The organism is Pseudomonas sp. JAI120 (assembly GCF_014207255.1).
GTDB lineage: Bacteria > Pseudomonadota > Gammaproteobacteria > Pseudomonadales > Pseudomonadaceae > Aquipseudomonas.
This window is the reverse complement of the sequence record NZ_JACHCZ010000003.1, coordinates 20,444-39,499: the sequence shown is the minus strand read 5'-3', so window position 1 is coordinate 39,499 and position 19,056 is coordinate 20,444. Positions and strand designations below refer to the sequence as shown.

At 60.0% G+C, this 19,056-nt stretch carries 15 protein-coding genes; 8 read left to right on the top strand and 7 right to left on the bottom strand.

Going from position 1 to position 19,056, the window contains the following annotated elements; genetic code table 11:
* Positions 1 to 51: 51 nt before the first annotated feature.
* The 6 genes from rsmA to HDC32_RS17690 all read right to left on the bottom strand — a co-directional run bounded on the left by rsmA (position 52) and on the right by HDC32_RS17690 (position 8,787).
* The gene (gene rsmA, locus HDC32_RS17715; protein WP_184744971.1) at positions 52 to 864 is read right to left on the bottom strand and encodes a 16S rRNA (adenine(1518)-N(6)/adenine(1519)-N(6))-dimethyltransferase RsmA; all 813 of its coding nucleotides are present in this window, start codon (positions 862 to 864) and stop codon (positions 52 to 54) included.
* On the bottom strand, positions 861 to 1,850 hold the full coding sequence (gene pdxA / locus HDC32_RS17710) for a 4-hydroxythreonine-4-phosphate dehydrogenase PdxA (protein ID WP_184744969.1): 990 nt from the start codon (positions 1,848 to 1,850) through the stop codon (positions 861 to 863). Before pdxA ends, rsmA begins: the two co-directional genes overlap by 4 nt.
* Positions 1,847 to 3,187, bottom strand: coding sequence for a peptidylprolyl isomerase (locus HDC32_RS17705; RefSeq protein ID WP_027605910.1), 1,341 nt, complete (start codon positions 3,185 to 3,187; stop codon positions 1,847 to 1,849). The genes pdxA and HDC32_RS17705 overlap by 4 nt, the downstream gene beginning before the upstream one ends.
* Positions 3,162 to 5,936 (bottom strand): LPS-assembly protein LptD, encoded by a 2,775-nt coding sequence (locus HDC32_RS17700; protein WP_184744967.1) that lies wholly within the window; start codon positions 5,934 to 5,936, stop codon positions 3,162 to 3,164. The genes HDC32_RS17705 and HDC32_RS17700 overlap by 26 nt, the downstream gene beginning before the upstream one ends.
* Before the next feature lie 143 nt (positions 5,937 to 6,079).
* Positions 6,080 to 7,789 (bottom strand): group II intron reverse transcriptase/maturase, encoded by a 1,710-nt coding sequence (gene ltrA, locus HDC32_RS17695; protein ID WP_184744965.1) that lies wholly within the window; start codon positions 7,787 to 7,789, stop codon positions 6,080 to 6,082.
* An 839-nt stretch (positions 7,790 to 8,628) separates the two neighbouring features.
* The gene (locus HDC32_RS17690) at positions 8,629 to 8,787 is read right to left on the bottom strand and encodes a hypothetical protein (protein ID WP_159440257.1); all 159 of its coding nucleotides are present in this window, start codon (positions 8,785 to 8,787) and stop codon (positions 8,629 to 8,631) included.
* A 305-nt stretch (positions 8,788 to 9,092) separates the two neighbouring features.
* Here HDC32_RS17690 and HDC32_RS17685 point away from each other — a divergent pair, with 305 nt between their 5' ends.
* From HDC32_RS17685 to HDC32_RS17675, 3 genes are read left to right on the top strand one after another with little or no spacing between them, the layout of a single operon-like run.
* The gene (locus HDC32_RS17685) at positions 9,093 to 10,118 is read left to right on the top strand and encodes an aminoglycoside phosphotransferase family protein (RefSeq protein WP_184744963.1); all 1,026 of its coding nucleotides are present in this window, start codon (positions 9,093 to 9,095) and stop codon (positions 10,116 to 10,118) included.
* Positions 10,115 to 10,789 carry an N-acetylmuramate alpha-1-phosphate uridylyltransferase MurU gene (murU, locus tag HDC32_RS17680; RefSeq protein WP_184744961.1) on the top strand — a complete coding sequence of 225 codons (675 nt, stop codon included), beginning with the start codon at positions 10,115 to 10,117 and terminating at the stop codon, positions 10,787 to 10,789. Before HDC32_RS17685 ends, murU begins: the two co-directional genes overlap by 4 nt.
* Position 10,790: 1 nt before the next feature.
* Entirely contained in the window at positions 10,791 to 11,558 is a 768-nt protein-coding gene (locus HDC32_RS17675; RefSeq protein WP_145336831.1) for a TerB family tellurite resistance protein, read from the top strand.
* 44 nt (positions 11,559 to 11,602) lie between these two features.
* Here the strand turns inward: HDC32_RS17675 and HDC32_RS17670 are convergent, their stop codons facing one another.
* Entirely contained in the window at positions 11,603 to 12,577 is a 975-nt protein-coding gene (locus tag HDC32_RS17670; protein WP_184744959.1) for an alpha/beta hydrolase family protein, read from the bottom strand.
* A 77-nt stretch (positions 12,578 to 12,654) separates the two neighbouring features.
* Between HDC32_RS17670 and HDC32_RS17665 the strand changes: the two genes are divergently transcribed.
* The 5 genes from HDC32_RS17665 to HDC32_RS17645 all read left to right on the top strand — a co-directional run bounded on the left by HDC32_RS17665 (position 12,655) and on the right by HDC32_RS17645 (position 19,048).
* On the top strand, positions 12,655 to 14,649 hold the full coding sequence (locus HDC32_RS17665; RefSeq protein WP_184744957.1) for an ATP-binding protein: 1,995 nt from the start codon (positions 12,655 to 12,657) through the stop codon (positions 14,647 to 14,649).
* Positions 14,650 to 14,667: 18 nt separating this feature from the next.
* Positions 14,668 to 15,297: a response regulator transcription factor gene (locus tag HDC32_RS17660; protein WP_027605903.1), complete on the top strand. Its 630-nt coding sequence runs from the start codon at positions 14,668 to 14,670 to the stop codon at positions 15,295 to 15,297.
* Positions 15,298 to 15,511: 214 nt separating this feature from the next.
* On the top strand, positions 15,512 to 16,624 hold the full coding sequence (locus HDC32_RS17655; RefSeq protein WP_184744955.1) for an ABC transporter ATP-binding protein: 1,113 nt from the start codon (positions 15,512 to 15,514) through the stop codon (positions 16,622 to 16,624).
* A gap of 44 nt (positions 16,625 to 16,668) precedes the next feature.
* Positions 16,669 to 17,709 (top strand): ABC transporter substrate-binding protein, encoded by a 1,041-nt coding sequence (locus HDC32_RS17650; RefSeq protein WP_131699133.1) that lies wholly within the window; start codon positions 16,669 to 16,671, stop codon positions 17,707 to 17,709.
* Between the two features lie 91 nt (positions 17,710 to 17,800).
* Positions 17,801 to 19,048 carry an ABC transporter permease gene (locus tag HDC32_RS17645; RefSeq protein WP_131699134.1) on the top strand — a complete coding sequence of 416 codons (1,248 nt, stop codon included), beginning with the start codon at positions 17,801 to 17,803 and terminating at the stop codon, positions 19,046 to 19,048.
* The last annotated feature ends 8 nt before the right edge of the window (positions 19,049 to 19,056 follow it).

Sequence of the window (19,056 nt, the reverse complement as noted above, 5' to 3'; positions counted from 1 at the left end):
GCCAAGAGGTGGGCACTAGGCCAGACATGTGTCTGGCCATGCCTGGGTGCTTCAGTCGGCGGACGGCGCAGGCTGGATGGCAAGCTGGTCGGCCAGACGCACGAACGCGGCCAGGTCCAGTTGCTCGGGGCGCAGGCTGCCGTCGACGCCGGCGGCTTCGATCTCGGCGTTGCTCAGCAGCGCCTTGAGCGTGTTGCGCAGGGTCTTGCGGCGTTGGTTGAACGCTTCACGTACCACGCGTTCCAGCAATTTGTGATCCTTGGCCGGGTGCGGCAGTACGGCGTGAGGCACCAGGCGCACGATGGCCGAATCGACCTTCGGCGGTGGGTTGAACGCACCCGGGCCGACATTGAACAGGTGTTCGACGCGGCAGTGGTACTGAACCATGATCGACAGGCGACCCCAATCACCACCACCAGGGCCGGCGGCCAGGCGTTCCACCACTTCTTTCTGCAGCATGAAGTGCATGTCGCGGATGATCCCGGCGTTGTTCAGCAGGTGGAAAATCAGCGGCGTGGAGATGTTGTACGGCAGGTTACCCACCACACGCAGGCTGTTGGGCGCGGCGTTGAGGGTATTGAAGTCGAACTTCAGTGCATCGCCCTGATGCAGGTTGAAGTTGGGCTTGTTGGCGAACTGCTGGTTGAGGATGGGGATCAGGTCCTTGTCCAGTTCAACCACGTCCAGTTGGCCGCCGCTGGCGAGCAAGCCTTGGGTCAGCGCGCCCTGGCCCGGGCCGATTTCCAGCAGACGGTCTTCTGGCTTGGCATGGATGGAGCGCAGGATACGGTCGATCACGCCAGCGTCGTGCAGGAAGTTTTGCCCGAAGCGCTTACGCGCCCGGTGTTGGTAATGCTCGGTCATATACGGGTCTCGGCCATCTGATAGGCGGTTTCCAGGGCCACGTGCAGGCTGCCGGTATCGATCTTGCCGCTGCCCGCCAGGTCCAGGGCGGTGCCATGGTCGACGGAGGTGCGGATGATCGGCAGGCCCAGCGTCACGTTGACCGCGGCGCCGAAACCTTTGTACTTCAGCACCGGCAGCCCCTGGTCATGGTACATCGCCAGCACTGCGTCGCAGTGCTCCAGATATTTTGGGGTAAACAGAGTGTCTGCTGGCAGTGGGCCGCGCAGGTCCATGCCTTCTTGGCGCAGACGCTCCAGGGTTGGTTCAATGATGTCTATTTCTTCATGGCCCAAGTGTCCGCCTTCGCCGGCGTGGGGGTTGAGCCCGCATACCAGAATGCGCGGTTGGGCGATGCCGAATTTTTGTTGCAGGTCGGCATGCAGGATGCGCGTAACGCGCTCCACACGCTCGGCGGTGATGGCGTCGGCAATGTCGCGCAATGGCAGGTGCGTGGTCACCAGCGCGACCCGCAGGCCGCGTGTGGCCAGCATCATGACGACTTGAGCGGTGTTGGTCAGCTCGGCCAGGAATTCGGTATGGCCGGAAAACGCAATGCCCGATTCGTTGATCACGCCCTTGTGGACTGGCGCGGTGATCATGCCGGCGAAGTCGCCGTCGATGCAGCCTTGCCCCGCGCGGGTCAAGGTTTCCAGGACGAACGCCGCGTTGGCCTTGTCGAGTTTTCCGGCAACGACCTTGGCGTGCAGCGGGGTGTTCCACACATACAAGCTGCCAGCGGCTGCCGGCAGGTCGGGCCAGTTGCCCGGTGCCACGTCCAGCAGATTGACGACCACACCCAGCTGCGCGGCCCGCTCAAGGAGGAGGTCGCGGCTGGTAATGGCAATCAGGGGGTGAGGCTGGGGCTGCGAGGCGAGCAGCAGGCACAGGTCTGGACCAATGCCGGCCGGCTCGCCGGGTGTCACGGCGAAACACTGGGGTTTCACGGAGCTGCCTGGTCGGTGCCTGTTTGCTCGGCGCCTGGCAGCTTGTTTTCCACGTAGGCTTCGTCACGGATCTGACGCAGCCAAGTTTGCAGCTCTTCGTCGTATTTGCGGTTACGCAGTACGTTCAGGGCCTGCTGCTCGCGGGCTTGGCTGGTGTTGTCGGTGGCGCGACGGCCAAGGACTTCCAGCACATGCCAGCCATATTGGGTTTTGAACGGCTTGGACAGTACGCCTTGCGGAGTATCGGCCATCACCTGCTGGAACTCGGGCACCAAGGCTTTCGGGTCGATCCAGTTCAGGTCGCCGCCGTTGAGGGCGGAACCCGGGTCTTCCGAGAAGCTCTTGGCCAGGGTGGCAAAGTCTTCACCGCTTTCGATGCGGTCATAGATCTTCTGGGCCAGTTCCTTGGTTTGTGCTTCGGTGCGAATTTCGCTTGGTTTGACCAGAATATGACGAACATGCACTTCGTCTTTCAGCGAGGTCTCGCCACCGCGACGTTCCAGCAACTTCAGGATGATGAAGCCGCCTGGGGTGCGGGCTGGCTGGGTGATGCCACCCACTTCCATGGCACTCAGTTCACGGTCGAACGGAGGTGGCAGTTGAGCAGCTTTACGCCAGCCCATATCGCCACCTTCAAGGGCGTTGTCGCTGCCGGACTGGGCAATGGCCATCTGGGCAAAGTCAGCACCGGCTTTCAGGCGATCATAGATAGCCTGGGTTTTCGCCGCTGCCGCGTTCAGTTGCTCGGAGTTGGCGCTGTCCGGGGTCGGGATCAGGATATTGGCCAGGTGCAGTTCTTCGGAAAGCTGCATCTTGCCCAAATCTGAGGCCAGGAAGTTCTTCACTTCCTGCTCGGACACCTGAACTCGCTCGGCAACGCGACGCTGACGCACACGGCTGATGATCATTTCGCGGCGGATCTGGTCACGGGCGTCTTCATATGAAAGACCGTCGTGGGCCAGGGCTGCGCGGAATTGATCAATGCTCATGTTGTTGCGTTGAGCGATGGTGCCGACCGCCTGGTTCAATTCTTCGTCCGAAATACGGATGCCGGAACGCTCGCCGATCTGCAGTTGCAGGTTTTCGACGATCAGGCGCTCCAGTACCTGTTGGTCCAGCACGCTGGTAGGTGGCACGCCACCGCCACGCTTGGCGATGGTTTGCTGCACTTCCTTGACGCGCTGGTCCAGTTGGCTCTGCATGATCACGTCGTTATCGACGATGGCCACTACTTTATCCAGTTGCTGAACCGCAGCGTGAGCCGATACGGTGCCCAGGAACAGCGCGCCCAGCACTAGCGGGCGCAGACAATCAGAAAGCTTGGTCTTCACGTTCACGATAACCTTCAATGCCTTTGTCGAGGAAGCTCTCTACCTTGGCGCCGGTCAGGCCGCCGAGTCCTTTGAGGACGATCTGCAGGAAGAGCCCGTGGTCACCCTTTTCGTTAAGCGGGGCGATCTGGCTGTATTCGTCGTTGGAAACCCAGTAACGGTTGATGACGCGCAGTTTCCAGCAGCAGTTGTCGTACTCGAAACCACCGAAGGCTTCCAGGGTACGGTTGCGAGCGTAGTCATACTGCCAGCGGGTGATCAGGTTCCACTGGGGAATGATCGGCCACATCATCGAGAAGTCGTGTTGTTGGATTTTGTAGTAATCCTTCACGAAGTTCGGATCGCCTGGCTGTCCGTAGTCACCGCCGAACTGCCATTTGCCGGTCAGCTGGTTGTAGACGACCTGGTCGTTACGATAGCGATAACCGACGTTGATGATCTTGTTCGGGTTGTCTTCCGGCTGGTAGTGAAGCATCGCGCTACCGGAACGAGGGCTGTGCTCCTCGGTGTCCCAGTTGTAGTCGGCAGTGGCGCGCCAGTCGCGGTTGAAGCGGAACTCGTAGTCCAGCGCAACAGGCGATACATCGGACTGCGCATCGGCACGGTCGGCTGCCAGCACGCCCGGCAGTTGAACTTCGCGGTCCTTGAAATACACAGCCTGGCCGACGCTGACGCGTTGACGTTCGAAGCCGTTTTCTTCGATCCAGCGGTTGGTCAGGCCGAGCGACAGTTTGTTCTCATCGCCGATGCGGTCGGAACCACTGAAGCGGTTGTCACGGAAAAGCGAGGCGTAGCTGAACGAGTACTCGCTGGTATCAAAGACAGGAATATCGCTCTGGTCTTTGTTTGGAACGTAAAGGTAGAACGCACGCGGCTCCAGGGTCTGGCGATATTCCTTGCCGAACCAGTTGGTGTTGCGGTCGAAGTACAGGCCGCTGTCGACGCTGGCAATTGGAACGGCGCGGCTTTGAGAGCTTTTGAATTCGTCCCCAGCAGCCAGCGAGTTCTTGCCGATGGTATCGAGATCGAGGTCGTACTTGGTGTAAACGTATTTCAGCTTCGGCGTGATGAAACCGTACGTCGTATTAAGCGGAAGCGAAATGCTCGGTGCCAGGTTCAGGCGCGTGCCATTTGCGCGGGTCAGGCCCCTCACGTTGGTATCCAGTCGAGCGCTGGTGACACCGTCTTTATCGGTGAAGTCGCCGTTCTCAAGATCCCGATCAAATCTTACAGCTTCGGTTTCATAAGCGAACTGCAAGCCCCCCGGGCTGTAAGGTAGGGCACCATTGAAGGTGATCTGTGGCAGCCGGTCATACGGTGTGATCTGGGAAATCGTCGCCAGCTGATAAGCCTGGACATTCAAGCGCGCCTGGAAGGAGTCGCCGCGATAGGCCACGGAGCCCTGTTGGTTGACGAAGGTCCGGCTCTCAACACCCTCCTGATAGGACTTGAGGTCTTGGAAGTAGTAAGGGTCACTGATCTTGGTGTAGTCGACCTGGGTCAGTACACGCGAATCCAAGCCACCTTTGTGCTGCCAATTGAGCATGTAGCGGGTTTTGTCGTAATCGGTCTGCAGCTTGCGTTCGTCGCTGTCGTCGTTCAGGTACGCGCCGCCGAACTGACCTTCGCTGGACTTGGTGAGGTAGCGGAATTCGCCTTCCATCATCATGCCGCGCTTGGTCATGTATTGCGGGTACAACGTGGCATCGTAGTTTGGCGCCAGGTTGAAGTAGTACGGCGTGACCAGGGTGAAGCCGGTTTCGCTGCCGGTGCTGAAGCTCGGTGGCAGGAAGCCGGACTGACGACGGTCGTCGATCGGGAAATAGATGTAAGGGGTGTACAGGATCGGGATGTTCTTGATCCGCAACGTCGCGTTGGTGGCCGTACCGAAACCGGTGGCCGGGTTCAACGTTATGTTGTTGCCCTTGAGCTGCCAGGCGTTGCTGTCCGGCTCGCAGGTGGTGTACGTACCGTCCTTGAGACGGATGATCGCGTTTTCGGCGCGCTTGGCGTACAGCGCGTTACCGCGGATACGCGACTTGTGCATCACGTATTCGGCGTTGTCGATCTGCGCCGCGCCGGTGTCCAGCTGAACCTGGGCGTGGTCGCCGACGATCAAGGCACCGTTGTCGCGCAGTCGCACGTTACCGTTCAGCTCACCACGGTTCTCGGCCTGATACAGGCTGGCTTCTTCCGACTCCAGCTGCATGCTGCCCTGGCGCATGACGACGTCACCGGCCAGGGTTGCGACTTGTTGTTCCTGCTCGTAACGAGAGGCCTTGGCACCGATGAAGGTGGGCGCATCGCTTTTGTTCGTCTTGTCGTTCATGCCAGGACGAGTTGGCTCGATGTACGCACCGCCGCAGTAAGGACCGGTTTCTGCCAGCTGGGCTGCGGTCAACTTTTCGCGAGGCACCCAGTCCAAGTGGCTGTAGTCGGCGCTGCGCGAACGCAGGCCACGGCCCTTGGACTCGGTGACCAGTGCGGTCTTCGGCTCGGCTTCGGCACTGCCGCCAGCGTCGGCCTGCGCCGTGCTGTTGGCCGAGCTGACGGCCGCGCCGTCATGCACCGGGCGCGGTGGCAATGGGGCGGCGGCGGTCTTCGGCGCGCAGTCCCAGGCACCCGAAGCAGAGACTGAGCAGTCATACTGTTCCGCGGCGACCACGAATGAGGTGGCGAAGGGTTGCATGACCAGCAGACTGCCGGTTACCAGCAACGGAAATTTTCTACGAAACGCGGGGGATTTCAATGCCATCTTATTAGTCCGGGCTTCCTGCGTGCCATCTGCCCGCGGTTTGGGCCGCACGCCTCTCGATGGTCTGAAAGTTGGGTAGGAACAGACCATTTCTGGTCTGCTCCCCCCTAAAAACCGTACGTGCGCCTTTCAGCGCATACGGCTCAAGTCTTTACGAAGCCCCCCCTTGGGGGAGCCGGTTTGTACACTGTTAGTCCACGAGCGTGAAGCTGCTGGTGGCAAATGGGATGCAATAGTACCCGGTTGTCCAGCGAGTCACCACCGCCTTGTGAGCGATAAATGATGTGGTGGTCGTGCCACCCAGTCTCCCTAGATATTGGGCTTTTGCATAGTACGCACAGTCCTTTTTGGGATTGAAATAGATGAAGAATTTGTTTGCGGTACTTCAATTTCCCGAGCATCCGGGACATCCGCAATGCCTCTCCCATTTCCTCCATAGAGGGATCAAACGGATTGAAATCCCCGCTGATCTTCCTGTGCCTCTCAATCGGCGTGGCCTCTAGGGCGTATAACCGAATTGCCTCTTTGCCTCCTGACTCCGTTATGACCGTGGTGGCGAACACCCAGCTTCGACTTTCATAGGTTTGGAAATACTTCTCCCTTACCCAGTCGAGACTTTTGTTTGGATGCCGCCTTTTCGCCCAACGCCAAAGCGCTTGGAATATTTGGTGGTCCATGCGGCTGTAAGCCTTCTTGGCGACCACAGGCTGGTGATACAGCGCCCAGCCTCGCAGTATCGGATTAAGCAGGCGGATCAACTCCTCCTGTTTCACCGCTTTGTTAGTACTGATGACTTCTTTTACCTTCCTATAGAACGCTTTCACGTTCTTTTTGGCAGGTTTGATCAGGAGTTTCCCTCCGTATTTGCGGAAATTCCAACCAAGGAAGTCGAAACCTTCATCTATGTGGACGACGTGGGTTTTCTCAAGCGACAGCTGCAATCCTCGCACCGCGAGAAACCGCTCAACCCAAGGTTTGATCTCATTTTCGAGCATCTCTTTCGAGCTACCGGTAATCACAAAATCATCCGCATATCGCACCACGTTAATTTTCAGCTTCTTCGCCTTCGTCACGCCCAGGTGTTGCTTGAGCTGTGATTCCAGTCCATCCAGCACCAAATTCGCCAAGGTGGGCGAGATAATCCCGCCCTGTGGTGTACCGGCATTCGTTGCCTGTAGCTGGCCTTTGTGAATCACTCCAGCTTTCAACCATTTTCGGAGGATTTCTTTGTCCGTTGGGACATTTTCGATCAGCCAGTCATGGTTGATGTGGTCAAAGCAGCCTTTGATGTCCGCTTCCAAGACCCATTGGGCCGAAGCCTTCTTGGATAGACAAACGAACAACTGTCCCATCGCATCAGCCGTGGAGCGCTCGATCCGAAAGCCGTAGCTGTTTGGATCGCCGGTGGTTTCAGCGATAGGCGCCAGGGCTAGCAGGTATAGCGCCTGCATGGCTCTGTCAGTCATGGTTGGAATGCCCAGAGGGCGTTCCTTTCCATTCGACTTCGGGATAAACACACGCCGTAATGGCCGTGGTTTATACCCGTGGCGCTTCAACCCATTTGCCGCCTTCCACTTGGCATCGGGTGTATCCCAGAGCACGCGGTCGACTCCCGCCGTGCGCTTGCCCTGGTTTTCAGTGACTCTCCGTATGGCCAAATATCTGGCCGAACGAGAGCGGGTCAGCATCCGTTGCAGGGCTTTCACCCGGCGCCAATTGCCTTCCCGACAAGCCTTCGCAATCCGAATCTGCATCGCCCGTACGTTCTGCTGCACACGACACCAATCGATGTCATGCCAATGCTGCGGAACGCCAGAAGGCGCAGACCCGGCCAGTTGGCTAGGTACTAACATGCTGCCTTCCTCTCAAGTTTCCCCGAGCAGAAGACGTACGCATCCCCTGACGGGAATGGACGCTCCCGTCAGGAGTGGATGAATAAGAAGCCCATTACTGCCGGACTTCGAAGATGATTGAGACAGGTTTACTCAGCGTTCATGCGATAAAAGACCACGCAGAAGTCTGCCCGGTTTCCCGTGGGGTAATGTTCCAACCCCTATCCGCGCCATTACAGCCCGGCGTTCGCTTTTTCTGCGATCCCATACCCGCACAGCCAATAGATCCCCTTGCGGTTCACCTGCCCGAAGGCAGCCATACGGGCTTACCACGTTCCCTGCCTGTCACACGATTGGTTTAGGGTCTGCCTTTTCACCGGAGGCCTTGTAGCGACGTATTCCCACATCCCACAGGAATATCTGGCCCCATACCTTTTGGTCCATGCCTAACAGCAGTTTTGGCATGTTTATCATTACGGCGTTTATCAGCAGTTCACTTACGTTACCCATGCCAACCAGCCTAGCGTCTCGACCCGGTACTGCTCCGAGCGTCTGTACTTTGCCTCACGGCAAAAGCACACCCTGATGGGGACTACATTGTCGGAAAAGCTTCACACCCCACCGTTACCAGTGACGCATGTTTTCCTAGGCTATCGTTGGTCGCACAACGAGTCCGCTGCTATCTCAGAGCAAGATAGTTGGACAATGACAGACAGAGTTTTCGCTCGTGTCTCCGGTTTGATATGAGCGGGGGACTGCAAGGCAGCACGCTCAAAGAGTATTTCCTCCTGTTTAAGGCAGGAGGAATCCCTGCGGGGATTCTTCCCGCATGGGTAGGTCGTGAGACCTATGTGGATGCACTATCTGATTAGGAACATGGCAGTAACCATGACGATGGTTGAAACCAGCGTCATCAAGCCGAAGTTCCAGGTCATTCTGTTCAGAGTATCTGAAATGAATTTCCGCATTTCTACCTGAACTGCAGATACATCTGCTTTTTGAGCCAGACGTTTATGCATAACGACCTCATCAGTAGTGAAGTAGGCACTCCCAGTCCGAAAATCGGACCATAGCCGCGCTTCTGAGTGCTAAGCGGCTTTGGGGTTCGCTATTGTCGCCGCAGCGACAACGAGTCCTTCTAAGCAGTGGGACCCCTGGGCTGTTTTGTTTCCCGGATTGGCTACCGGGCTATCGGTTTCCTTGCGGAAAACCCTTGACGATGACGTCTCACCGCCAACCTGGAGACACGCTACGCGTGTCGCACAAGATGCGTGATAATAAAGCATGCCCCGCTTGACGGCTAGCGCCGTCGGAGACCCTTGTAATGCCCGAGCAAGATCTACGTTTACAACAGCTGGAAGTCTGGCTGGATGAGCAGTTGCCGATCCTTTTCAACGCTCAAGGCTGGGGTGCCGTACCCCCGGCCACATTGACTGCGGCCAGCAGCGACGCGAGTTTCAGGCGCTATTTCCGTTGGGACGGCGGCGGTCGAACTTTCGTGATAATGGACGCGCCACCCCCCCAGGAAAACTGCAAACCTTTCGTCGATATCGCGTATTTGCTATCCACTTCGGGAATAAATGTTCCGAAAATTTATGCGCAAGACTTGCCCCGAGGCTTTCTTTTGCTCAATGACCTGGGCAGAAAAACCTATCTGGACGTGATAAACGACGAAAACGCCGATCAGTTGTTTGCTGATGCCATCGACGCCTTGCTGGCTTATCAGCAGTTGCCGATGGACGCGCCACTGCCCAGCTATGACGTCGCCTTGCTGCGACGCGAGCTCGAATTGTTTCCTGAATGGTACGTGCGCCGACACTTGGGTATCGAGCTGGATACTCAGCAGCAGGCACTTTGGCAGCGTGTCAGCGATCACTTGATCGACAGCGCCCTGGCGCAACCCAAAGTGCTGGTGCACCGCGACTATATGCCACGCAACCTGATGATCAGCGAGCTGAACCCTGGCGTGCTGGATTTCCAGGATGCAGTGTATGGTCCGGTCACCTACGACATCACCTGCCTGTTCAAGGACGCCTTCCTCAGTTGGCCCCAGGCCCGCGTACGCGAATGGCAACGCAGCTATTGGGAGCGTGCGGCCCAGGTCGGCATTCCGGTACAGCCGGATTTCGAAGACTTCCTGCGCGCCAGCGATCTCATGGGCGTGCAGCGCCATCTCAAGGTCATCGGCATCTTTGCACGCATTTGCCATCGTGACGGCAAGCCACGCTATCTGGCCGATGTACCGCGCTTCTTTGCTTATATAGAGGCGGTGCTCGCGGATCGTGCGGAGTTGAGCGAATTGGGCGAGTTGCTGACCAGCCTGCGCCAACCCGTTGAGGCCAGCGTATGAAGGCCATGATCCTGGCCGCCGGCAAAGGCGAGCGGATGCGCCCGCTGACGTTGCACACCCCTAAGCCGCTGGTGCAGGCCGGCGGCAAGCGCCTGATCGAGTACCACCTGGAGGCGCTGGCCAAGGCCGGTTTCACCGATATCGTTATCAACCATGCCTGGCTCGGCCAGCAGATCGAAAGCTATCTGGGCGATGGTGCGCAGTTCGGCCTGCGCATTCGCTACTCCCCGGAGGGCGAACCGCTGGAAACCGGTGGCGGGATTTTCCAGGCGCTGCCGTTGCTGGGGGATGAGCCGTTCCTGGTGGTCAACGGCGATATCTGGACCGACTACGACCTCAACCGGCTCAAGCAACCGCTCCAAGGCCTGGCCCATTTGGTGATGGTCGATAACCCGGCACATCATCCCTCGGGCGGTGATTTCTACCTTGATCAGGGCTTGCTTCATGATGCGGCGCCCGGTGCCGATAACCTGACCTTCAGTGGCATTTCAGTGCTAGACCCCCGGCTGTTCGAGGGTTGCAGCGCCGGTGCCTTCAAGCTGGCGCCGCTGCTGCGTGCGGCCATGGCAAAAGGTTTGGTAACGGGGGAACACATGGCGGGACGCTGGATTGATGTCGGCACGTTGGAGCGCCTGGCGCACGTCGAAACCCTGCTCACAGCGGGGCAGTAGCATGTTGTGGCCAGGGACGCTGATCGGCGCCGGGGCTGGTTTTGCCATAGCCAGTATTCCGGGGGCCTTGTTGGGTGCGCTGTTGGGGCAGGCGCTGGATCGCCGCATGCAACTGCACAGTTGGGCACAGTTGCGCGAGCGCTTGGGCGGGCGTCCGGCGTTACGCAATGACGAGTTATTGTTTGTGTTGCTCGGGCGCCTGGCTAAAAGCAATGGGCGTGTGGTGGATGGGCATATCCAGCAGGCGCGGCAAGAAATGCGCTCGCTGGACATGACCGAGTCGGCCCAGCGCCGCGCGATTGCGGCGTTCAACCGAGGCAAATCCGGTTCCGACCGGGTACGCCGCTACCTGCGTGTGCTCAAGGCCCAACCCCATGCGGCGGAAGGGGTATTGCGGGCCTGCTGGCGGATGGTCTGGGCGGACGGCAAGGCGGACGCCGCCGAGCGCGATTTGATCGACCTGTGGGGTAAGTGGTTGGGCTGGACACCGCAACAGCTCCAGGCATTGGCGGCCGACTACACTCCTGAGCGCAAGCCGCTGGTCAATCGCGGTACGACCTATCAGGAAGCGTTGCGCTTGCTCGGTGTGACAGCTACCACAGAGCCCTCGGCCATCAAGCGTGCCTATCGCCGTCTGCTGAGCCGTCACCATCCGGACAAGGTGGCCGGCAGTGGTGCCAGCCCTGCGCAAGTGCGTGAGGCGACCGAGCGCACCCGTGAACTGCACAACGCCTATGCGTTGATTCGCGAGCGCCGGGATTTCCGTTAGAGGCCACTCTTTCACGGATAACCACATTGGTTTTGCGCTGATCCTCAGTCGGCGCTGGCCTGCGGGCTCAACCAGCCGCGAATCCGGCGATACAACTGTTCCTGCTCGGCGGCGTTGTTGCCGGGCAGGGTCTTCAATGACACCTGCTTATAACCATCATTCTTCAAACGCTTCGCGGCCTGGGCGCGTGCCAGGGCGTTTTTGCGTGCTTGAGCGTTGTCTTGATAGAAGACGTCGGCCGTCGGCAGTTTCAGGCCGGGGGCCAGTTGCTGCACGTCGGGATGGCGCCCGGTGGGCGTCTTGGCCGCGACCATCACGAGCTTCTGCACCTGGGAGGGTTGTTTTTCACTCAGGTAACGCGCCGCCCACCAGGCGCCGGTGCCATGGCCCACCAGCACCACAGTGCGTGCGCTCTGGGTCTGGGCAAAGGCCACGGCGGCATCGATGCGCGCAAAGATGCGCGAGGCGTCGGTCTTGTCCTGCTCGTCGGCGCCCGGCACCACCGCCGGGTCGGTGCCTTCCGCCTCGGCGCTGGCAGCTTGCTCGATCGGTTTGTCGGCGGTGCTCGCTTCTTTACTGCTGGTGTCGACGGTGGCGTTGGGCGCTTCCATGACGCGCGGCGGCAGGGTGTCTACGCTCACGTCCGGTAGCGAAAGACTGAGACTGCCCCAATTGGCATCCGGCAATTTCTGTCGCAACGGACCGATTGCTTGCGGCCAGTCAGCATTTTCGCCGGCGCCCGGTACGATAATCACCACACCTTCGGGCTCGGCGCTGTTGGCCGGTTTCCACAGGGCAAGGAATGAATCACTGCCGGCCTGCAACTGTTGTTGTTCCTGCTGCGGAATTTTGCGTTCCAGCGCGCTGGCCTCTTCCTGGCTACGCTCGGGCAGGGGCTGGCGTTCGACGGGTTTTTCGGCGGCTGGCGCGGGGGCCTCAGCGGCCTGCGCAGAAAAGGCACTGGTAAACAGCAGTGACAGGCACAATGCTGGCAGTGCCGAACGGTTTCGATAGGGCATCGTTGATTTCCGGCCAGAAGTGATTCCAGCAGCCTAATGGGTTGGTCAGTATTTGTCAGTGATGTGAGACGTGGATCATGGGTTTTCGCTGTCTGCTGGTTATCGGCTGTTTGTGCCTTGCCTTGATGGCAAACGCTTCCCCCGCGCCTGCCGCACCGCAGGCGCAGCTTAATGCGCAGCAGCGCGAATGGCTGGCCCGGCACCCGGAGTTGCGGGTGGGCGTGGTGTTGCAGGCGCCTTACGCGCAATACGACCGGCGTCTGCAGCGCTTGTCCGGGGCGAATGTCGAATTGATGCAGTGGCTGGCCAAGGCGCTGAATATCGAGCTGACCTGGCGCAACTTCCCTGATCAGGAGCAGTTGGAGGCGGCCGTACGCGATGACGAGGTGGACATTGCCCCTGGCCTGCAGCAAACCCCGGCCGGTTTGCGCCTGTGGCAGTTCACCGACCCGTATATGCGTGTGCCTCAACATATTGTCGGCATTCGCGAGGGCGGTGGTGCCGTGGACCTGGAGAAGCTCGACGATCAATCCCGTGTTGCCGTGCGCATGCCCAGCGCCGTGGCCGATTACCTGCGCAGTACCTACCCCGGCCTCAATCTGCAAGGCGTGCCCATGGAGCGCCAGGCCTTGCAATTGTTGGTCAGCCAGCAGGCGCGTTATGCCGTTGTGGATGAAGCGCAATTAAGCCGCTTGTCCGCAGAGGCGGAGTTCAGCGGGCTGGCGGTGGTGGGGGACATCGGCCTGCCGCAATTGCTGCGGGTGGCTACTCGCCGGGATTGGCCTGAACTGGCCAGCATCATGGAAAGTGCCCTGAGCGCCATCCCGGCCCGCGACCTGGATCAACTGCACAGTCGCTGGCTGCAACCCAAATATCCACGTTTATCCGAATCCAAGGGCCTTTGGCAGAACCTCAGCCTGCTCCTCGGCCTGTTTCTGCTCGCCAGCCTGGCCGTGGTGTTCTGGCTGCGCCGCCAGCAACGCGTGCTGGAGCATGACCTGCTGGCTGCCCGCGAAGAAAGCGCGGCCCGTGCCGCCGGTGCCGAAGCGCTGCGCTTGACGCAGTTTTCCATCGACCAAAGCACCGTCGGCATCCTGTGGGTCAATTGGGATAGCCATGTGCGCTACGCCAATCGTGCGGCCGAAAGCATGCTCGGTTACGAGCCCGGCGCACTGATCGAACGACCGCTGGTCGACCTCGACCCGACCCTGGATATGGACCGTTGGCTCAACCTGTGGAAGTGCGCACGGGCCAGCGAAGAGGGGCCGCAGAATTTCGCCACCGATTGTTTGCGCGCCGATGGCAGCATCCTGCCGGCCAACGTGTCCTTGAGCTTTCTGCGATTTGCCGAGGCCGAGTACCTGGTGGTCTACCTGAACGATGTCACCGAACTGCGCCGCACCCTGGCCGCGTTGATGCAAAGTGAAGCGCAACTGCGCGAGTTGTCCGCTCACCTGGAAACCGTGCGCGAGGAAGAAAAGGCCCGCATCGCCCGGGAAGTGCACGACGAACTCGGGCAAATGCTCACGGTGCTAAAACTGGAAACCTCCATGTGCGAGCTGTCCTACGCGCAACTGGATCCTGGCCTGCACGAGCGCTTGAACAGCATGAAGCGCCTGATCGCCCAACTGTTCCAGTTGGTGCGGGACGTGGCGACGGCGCAGCGCCCACCGATTCTCGATGCCGGTATTGCCTCGGCGATTGAATGGCAAGCGCGGCGTTTCGAAGCGCGCACGCAAATCCCCTGCCTGGTGCAGGTACCGGATAACCTGCCGACCTTGAGTGATGCCAAGGCCATCGGCCTGTTCCGTATCCTGCAAGAGGCGCTGACCAATGTGATGCGCCATGCCCAGGCGCATACTGTCGAGCTGACCCTGGCGTTGGAAGGCAACGACCTGCGGCTGACCATCAGCGACGATGGCGTCGGTTTCGTCCAGGCCCAGGGGCGCCCGGTATCGTTTGGCCTGGTGGGGATGCGCGAGCGGGTGCTGATCATGGGCGGGCAACTGAGCCTGGACAGTCAATTGGGCGAGGGCACCACCTTGAGTGTCACGGTGCCTTTGGATGCATAACGATAAGAGGACGCCCTTGTGATCCGTGTACTGGTAGCCGAAGACCACACCATTGTTCGTGAAGGCATCAAGCAATTGATCGGCCTGGCCAAAGACCTGCTGGTGGTGGGCGAGGCGAGTAATGGCGAGCAGTTGCTGGAGACCTTGCGCCATGTGCCTTGCGAGGTGGTGTTGCTGGACATCTCGATGCCCGGCGTCAATGGCCTGGAAGCGATTGCGCGCATTCGCGCCTTGAGCAATCCGCCGGCAATCCTGGTGCTGTCGATGCACGATGAGGCGCAAATGGCCGCCCGCGCCTTGAAGGTGGGCGCGGCTGGTTACGCCACCAAGGACAGCGACCCGGCGCTGCTGCTGATGGCGATTCGCAAGGTCGCGGCCGGCGGGCGCTACATCGACCCGGACCTGGCAGACCGCATGGTCTTCGAGGTCGGCCTGACCGACTCGAGGCCCTTGCATTCGCTGCTGTCCGAGCGTGAATTCTCAGTGTTCGAGCGCCTGGCCCAGGGCGCCAACGTCAATGACATCGCCCAGCAACTGGCGCTGAGCAGCAAGACCATCAGCACTCACAAAGCGCGGCTGATGCAGAAGCTCAATATCACGTCCCTGGCGGAGCTGGTGAAGTACGCGATGGAACACAAGCTGTTGTGACGCCATGCCTGTTTGCGACAGGCCTTGAGCCCCGGTAAAGCCATTCTCGGCGTACGCCGCCGGGGCACTGTTCAATCCCCGCCATCCGTGTAGGGCGATCCCTACCCCAAACCTTCCATCCGGCTGATGCGATTCTCTCCTGGCCCCCGATTTTCGGGGGCTCGCGCCTGGACTACGCTTGTGCCACAGCAGTCCAAAACACAAAGGTGCGGGTATGAGCGAGGCGGATTCAAATGATGTGCTGGTCAGCTTTCGTGGCGTGCAGAAGAGCTACGACGGCGAGAACCTGATCGTCAAAGACCTCAACCTGGAGATTCGCAAGGGCGAGTTCCTCACCTTGCTCGGGCCTTCCGGTTCGGGCAAGACCACCAGCCTGATGATGCTGGCTGGCTTCGAAACGCCGACCGCCGGCGAAATCCAGCTGGCCGGGCGCTCGATCAACAACGTGCCGCCGCACAAGCGCGACATCGGCATGGTGTTCCAGAACTACGCACTGTTCCCGCACATGACGGTTGCCGAGAACCTCGCGTTCCCGCTGTCGGTGCGGGGCTTGAGCAAGACCGATATCAGCGAGCGGGTCAAACGCGTGCTGAGCATGGTCCAGCTCGACGCCTTCGCCCAGCGCTATCCGGCGCAACTGTCCGGCGGCCAGCAGCAGCGTGTGGCCTTGGCCCGGGCACTGGTGTTCGAGCCGCAGTTGGTGCTGATGGACGAACCCCTCGGCGCCCTCGACAAGCAATTGCGCGAACACATGCAGATGGAGATCAAGCACCTGCACCAGCGCCTCGGCGTGACCGTGGTGTACGTGACCCACGACCAGGGCGAAGCCTTGACCATGTCCGACCGTGTGGCCGTGTTCCATCAGGGCGAGATCCAGCAGATCGCCGCGCCGCGCACATTGTATGAAGAGCCGAAAAACACCTTCGTCGCCAACTTCATCGGTGAAAACAACCGCCTCAATGGCCGCCTGCACAGCCATACCGGCGAGCGCTGCGTGGTAGAGCTGGCGCGCGGCGAGAGGGTCGAGGCGCTGGCGGTGAACGTCGGCCAGATCGGCGGCCCGGTGACCCTGTCGGTGCGCCCCGAGCGTGTCAGCCTCAATGGCTCCAGCGAAAGCTGCGTCAACCGTTTCTCCGGACGGGTGGCGGAATTTATCTACCTGGGCGACCACGTGCGTGTGCGCCTGGAAGTCTGCGGCAAGGCCGATTTTTTTGTGAAACAACCGATCGCCGAGCTGGACCCGGCCCTGACGGTCGGCGACGTGGTACCGATTGGCTGGCAAGTCGAGCACGTTCGCGCACTCGACCCACTTCTAGAGGCGAATTGATCGCCCCCATGGCTTCACCAACCCTGCACGTGGAGAGAACAACAATGTTGAGATCCCTGAAATATTCCGTCCTGGCCCTGAGCTTGATGGGCGCGACACAGGCCATGGCCGGTCCGGACCTGACCGTCGTATCCTTTGGTGGCGCGAACAAGGCTGCACAGGTCAAGGCTTTCTATGCACCGTGGGAAAGCGCGGGCAACGGCAAGATTATCGCCGGTGAGTACAACGGTGAGATGGCCAAGGTCAAAGCCATGGTCGACACCAAGAGCGTGTCCTGGGACTTGGTGGAAGTGGAATCGCCGGAATTGTCCCGCGGCTGTGACGAAGACATGTTCGAGCCGCTGGACCCGAAACTGTTCGGTAACAGCGCCGACTATGTGAAGGGTGCGATTCAGCCGTGCGGCGTGGGCTTCTTCGTATGGTCGACCGTTCTGGCCTACAACGCGGACAAACTGGCTTCTGCGCCAACCAGTTGGGCGGATTTCTGGGACACCAAGAAATTCCCGGGCAAGCGCGGCCTGCGCAAGGGCGCCAAGTACACCCTGGAATTCGCCTTGATGGCCGACGGCGTGGCGCCGAAGGACGTGTACAAAGTGCTGGCCGGCAAAGATGGCCAGGACCGTGCGTTCAAGAAGCTCGACGAACTCAAGCCGTCGATCCAATGGTGGGAAGCCGGCGCACAACCGCCGCAATACCTTGCCTCGGGTGACGTGGTGATGAGCTCGGCCTACAACGGCCGCATCGCCGCCGTGCAAAAAGAAAGCAACCTGAAAGTGGTGTGGAACGGCGGCATTTACGACTTCGACGCTTGGGCCATCCCTAAAGGCCTGGCCAAGGACCGTGCCGAAGCGGCGAAGAAATTCATCGCCTTCTCGGTGCAGCCGCAGCAGCAGAAGACCTACTCGGAAAACATCGCCTACGGGCCGGCCAACACCCAAGCCGTCCCGCTGCTGGCCAAGGACATCCTCAAGGATATGCCGACTACGCCAGAGAACATCGCCAATCAGGTACAGATCGATGTGAGCTTCTGGGCCGATAACGGCGAGCAACTGGAGCAGCGCTTCAACTCCTGGGCTGCCAAGTAACACCGCATAACCCTGTGGGGGGCCACCTCCTCCCACAGGGGATTTCTTGCGTGTGAAAGATTGCATTCATTTTCAAGTTTCGGAGTCAGCCATGGCCATCGCCGTTCCCTCGAACGAGGTCAACAGCCCCACCCTCAAGCAGCGCCTGGCGCGTGCCGAGCGGCTCAATCGCTGGAAGGCCCAGGCCTTGATTGCGCCGCTGGTGCTGTTTTTGCTGCTGGTGTTCCTGGTGCCGATTGTTGCGCTGCTGTTTAAAAGCGTCGGCAACCCGGAAGTGGTGGGCGGTCTGCCGCGCACCGTGGTGGCGGTGACGGCCTGGGACGGTCGTGGTCTGCCGGGTGAACCGGTGTATCAGGCTCTGAGTGAGGACCTGGGCGAGGCGCGCAAAAACCAGACCCTGGGCGATCTGTCCAAACGCTTGAACATGGAACTGGCCGGCTATCGCAGCCTGCTGACCAAAACCGCGCGGGCGCTGCCGTTTACCGAAGCGCCTGCCTCTTATAAAGCAGCGCTGGAAAACCTCGACGAACGCTGGGGCGACCCGGCGTACTGGCAGGCGATCCGGCGCAATACCAGCAGCCTGACACCGTTCTACCTGCTGGCGGCCGTCGATCACCGCATCGACGACCTTGGTGAAGTGGCCCCGGCCACCCCGGACCAGGCGATCTACCTGGACATCTTCGCCCGCACCTTCTGGATGGGCCTGGTGATCACCACCATCTGCCTGTTACTGGCTTATCCGCTGGCGTATTTGCTGGCTAACCTGCCGGCGCGCAAAAGTAACCTGCTGATGATTCTGGTGCTGCTGCCGTTCTGGACCTCGATCCTGGTGCGTGTGGCGGCGTGGATCGTGCTGCTGCAATCCGGCGGGCTGATCAACAGCGCGCTGATGGGCATCGGCCTGATCGACAAACCCCTGGAGCTGGTGTTCAACCGCACCGGGGTCTACATCTCCATGGTGCATATCCTGCTGCCGTTCATGATTTTGCCGATCTACAGCGTAATGAAAGGCATCTCGCCCACTTACATGCGTGCGGCCATCTCCCTGGGCTGTCACCCGTTCGCCAGCTTCTGGCGCGTGTACTTCCCTCAGACGTATGCCGGTGTCGGCGCCGGCTGCCTGTTGGTGTTCATCCTGGCCATTGGTTACTACATCACCCCGGCGCTGCTGGGCAGCCCGAACGACCAGATGGTCAGCTACTTCGTGGCTTTCTACACCAACACCAGCATCAACTGGGGTATGGCGACGGCGTTGGGCGGTTTGCTGCTGCTGGCGACCGTGGTGCTGTACCTGATCTACAACTGGCTGGTGGGCGCCAGCCGCCTGCGCCTGAGCTGAGGAGACCT

What these genes read in the sequence shown, in the direction of transcription:
- rsmA (WP_184744971.1), bottom strand. Translation starts at nt 864, where the DNA reads ATGACCGAGCATTACCAACACCGGGCGCGTAAGCGCTTCGGGCAAAAC.
- HDC32_RS17700 (WP_184744967.1), bottom strand. Translation starts at nt 5,936, where the DNA reads ATGGCATTGAAATCCCCCGCGTTTCGTAGAAAATTTCCGTTGCTGGTA.
- ltrA (WP_184744965.1), bottom strand. Translation starts at nt 7,789, where the DNA reads ATGTTAGTACCTAGCCAACTGGCCGGGTCTGCGCCTTCTGGCGTTCCG.
- HDC32_RS17690 (WP_159440257.1), bottom strand. Translation starts at nt 8,787, where the DNA reads ATGCATAAACGTCTGGCTCAAAAAGCAGATGTATCTGCAGTTCAGGTA.
- HDC32_RS17685 (WP_184744963.1), top strand. Translation starts at nt 9,093, where the DNA reads ATGCCCGAGCAAGATCTACGTTTACAACAGCTGGAAGTCTGGCTGGAT.
- murU (WP_184744961.1), top strand. Translation starts at nt 10,115, where the DNA reads ATGAAGGCCATGATCCTGGCCGCCGGCAAAGGCGAGCGGATGCGCCCG.
- HDC32_RS17675 (WP_145336831.1), top strand. Translation starts at nt 10,791, where the DNA reads ATGTTGTGGCCAGGGACGCTGATCGGCGCCGGGGCTGGTTTTGCCATA.
- HDC32_RS17670 (WP_184744959.1), bottom strand. Translation starts at nt 12,577, where the DNA reads ATGCCCTATCGAAACCGTTCGGCACTGCCAGCATTGTGCCTGTCACTG.
- HDC32_RS17665 (WP_184744957.1), top strand. Translation starts at nt 12,655, where the DNA reads ATGGGTTTTCGCTGTCTGCTGGTTATCGGCTGTTTGTGCCTTGCCTTG.
- HDC32_RS17655 (WP_184744955.1), top strand. Translation starts at nt 15,512, where the DNA reads ATGAGCGAGGCGGATTCAAATGATGTGCTGGTCAGCTTTCGTGGCGTG.
- HDC32_RS17650 (WP_131699133.1), top strand. Translation starts at nt 16,669, where the DNA reads ATGTTGAGATCCCTGAAATATTCCGTCCTGGCCCTGAGCTTGATGGGC.
- HDC32_RS17645 (WP_131699134.1), top strand. Translation starts at nt 17,801, where the DNA reads ATGGCCATCGCCGTTCCCTCGAACGAGGTCAACAGCCCCACCCTCAAG.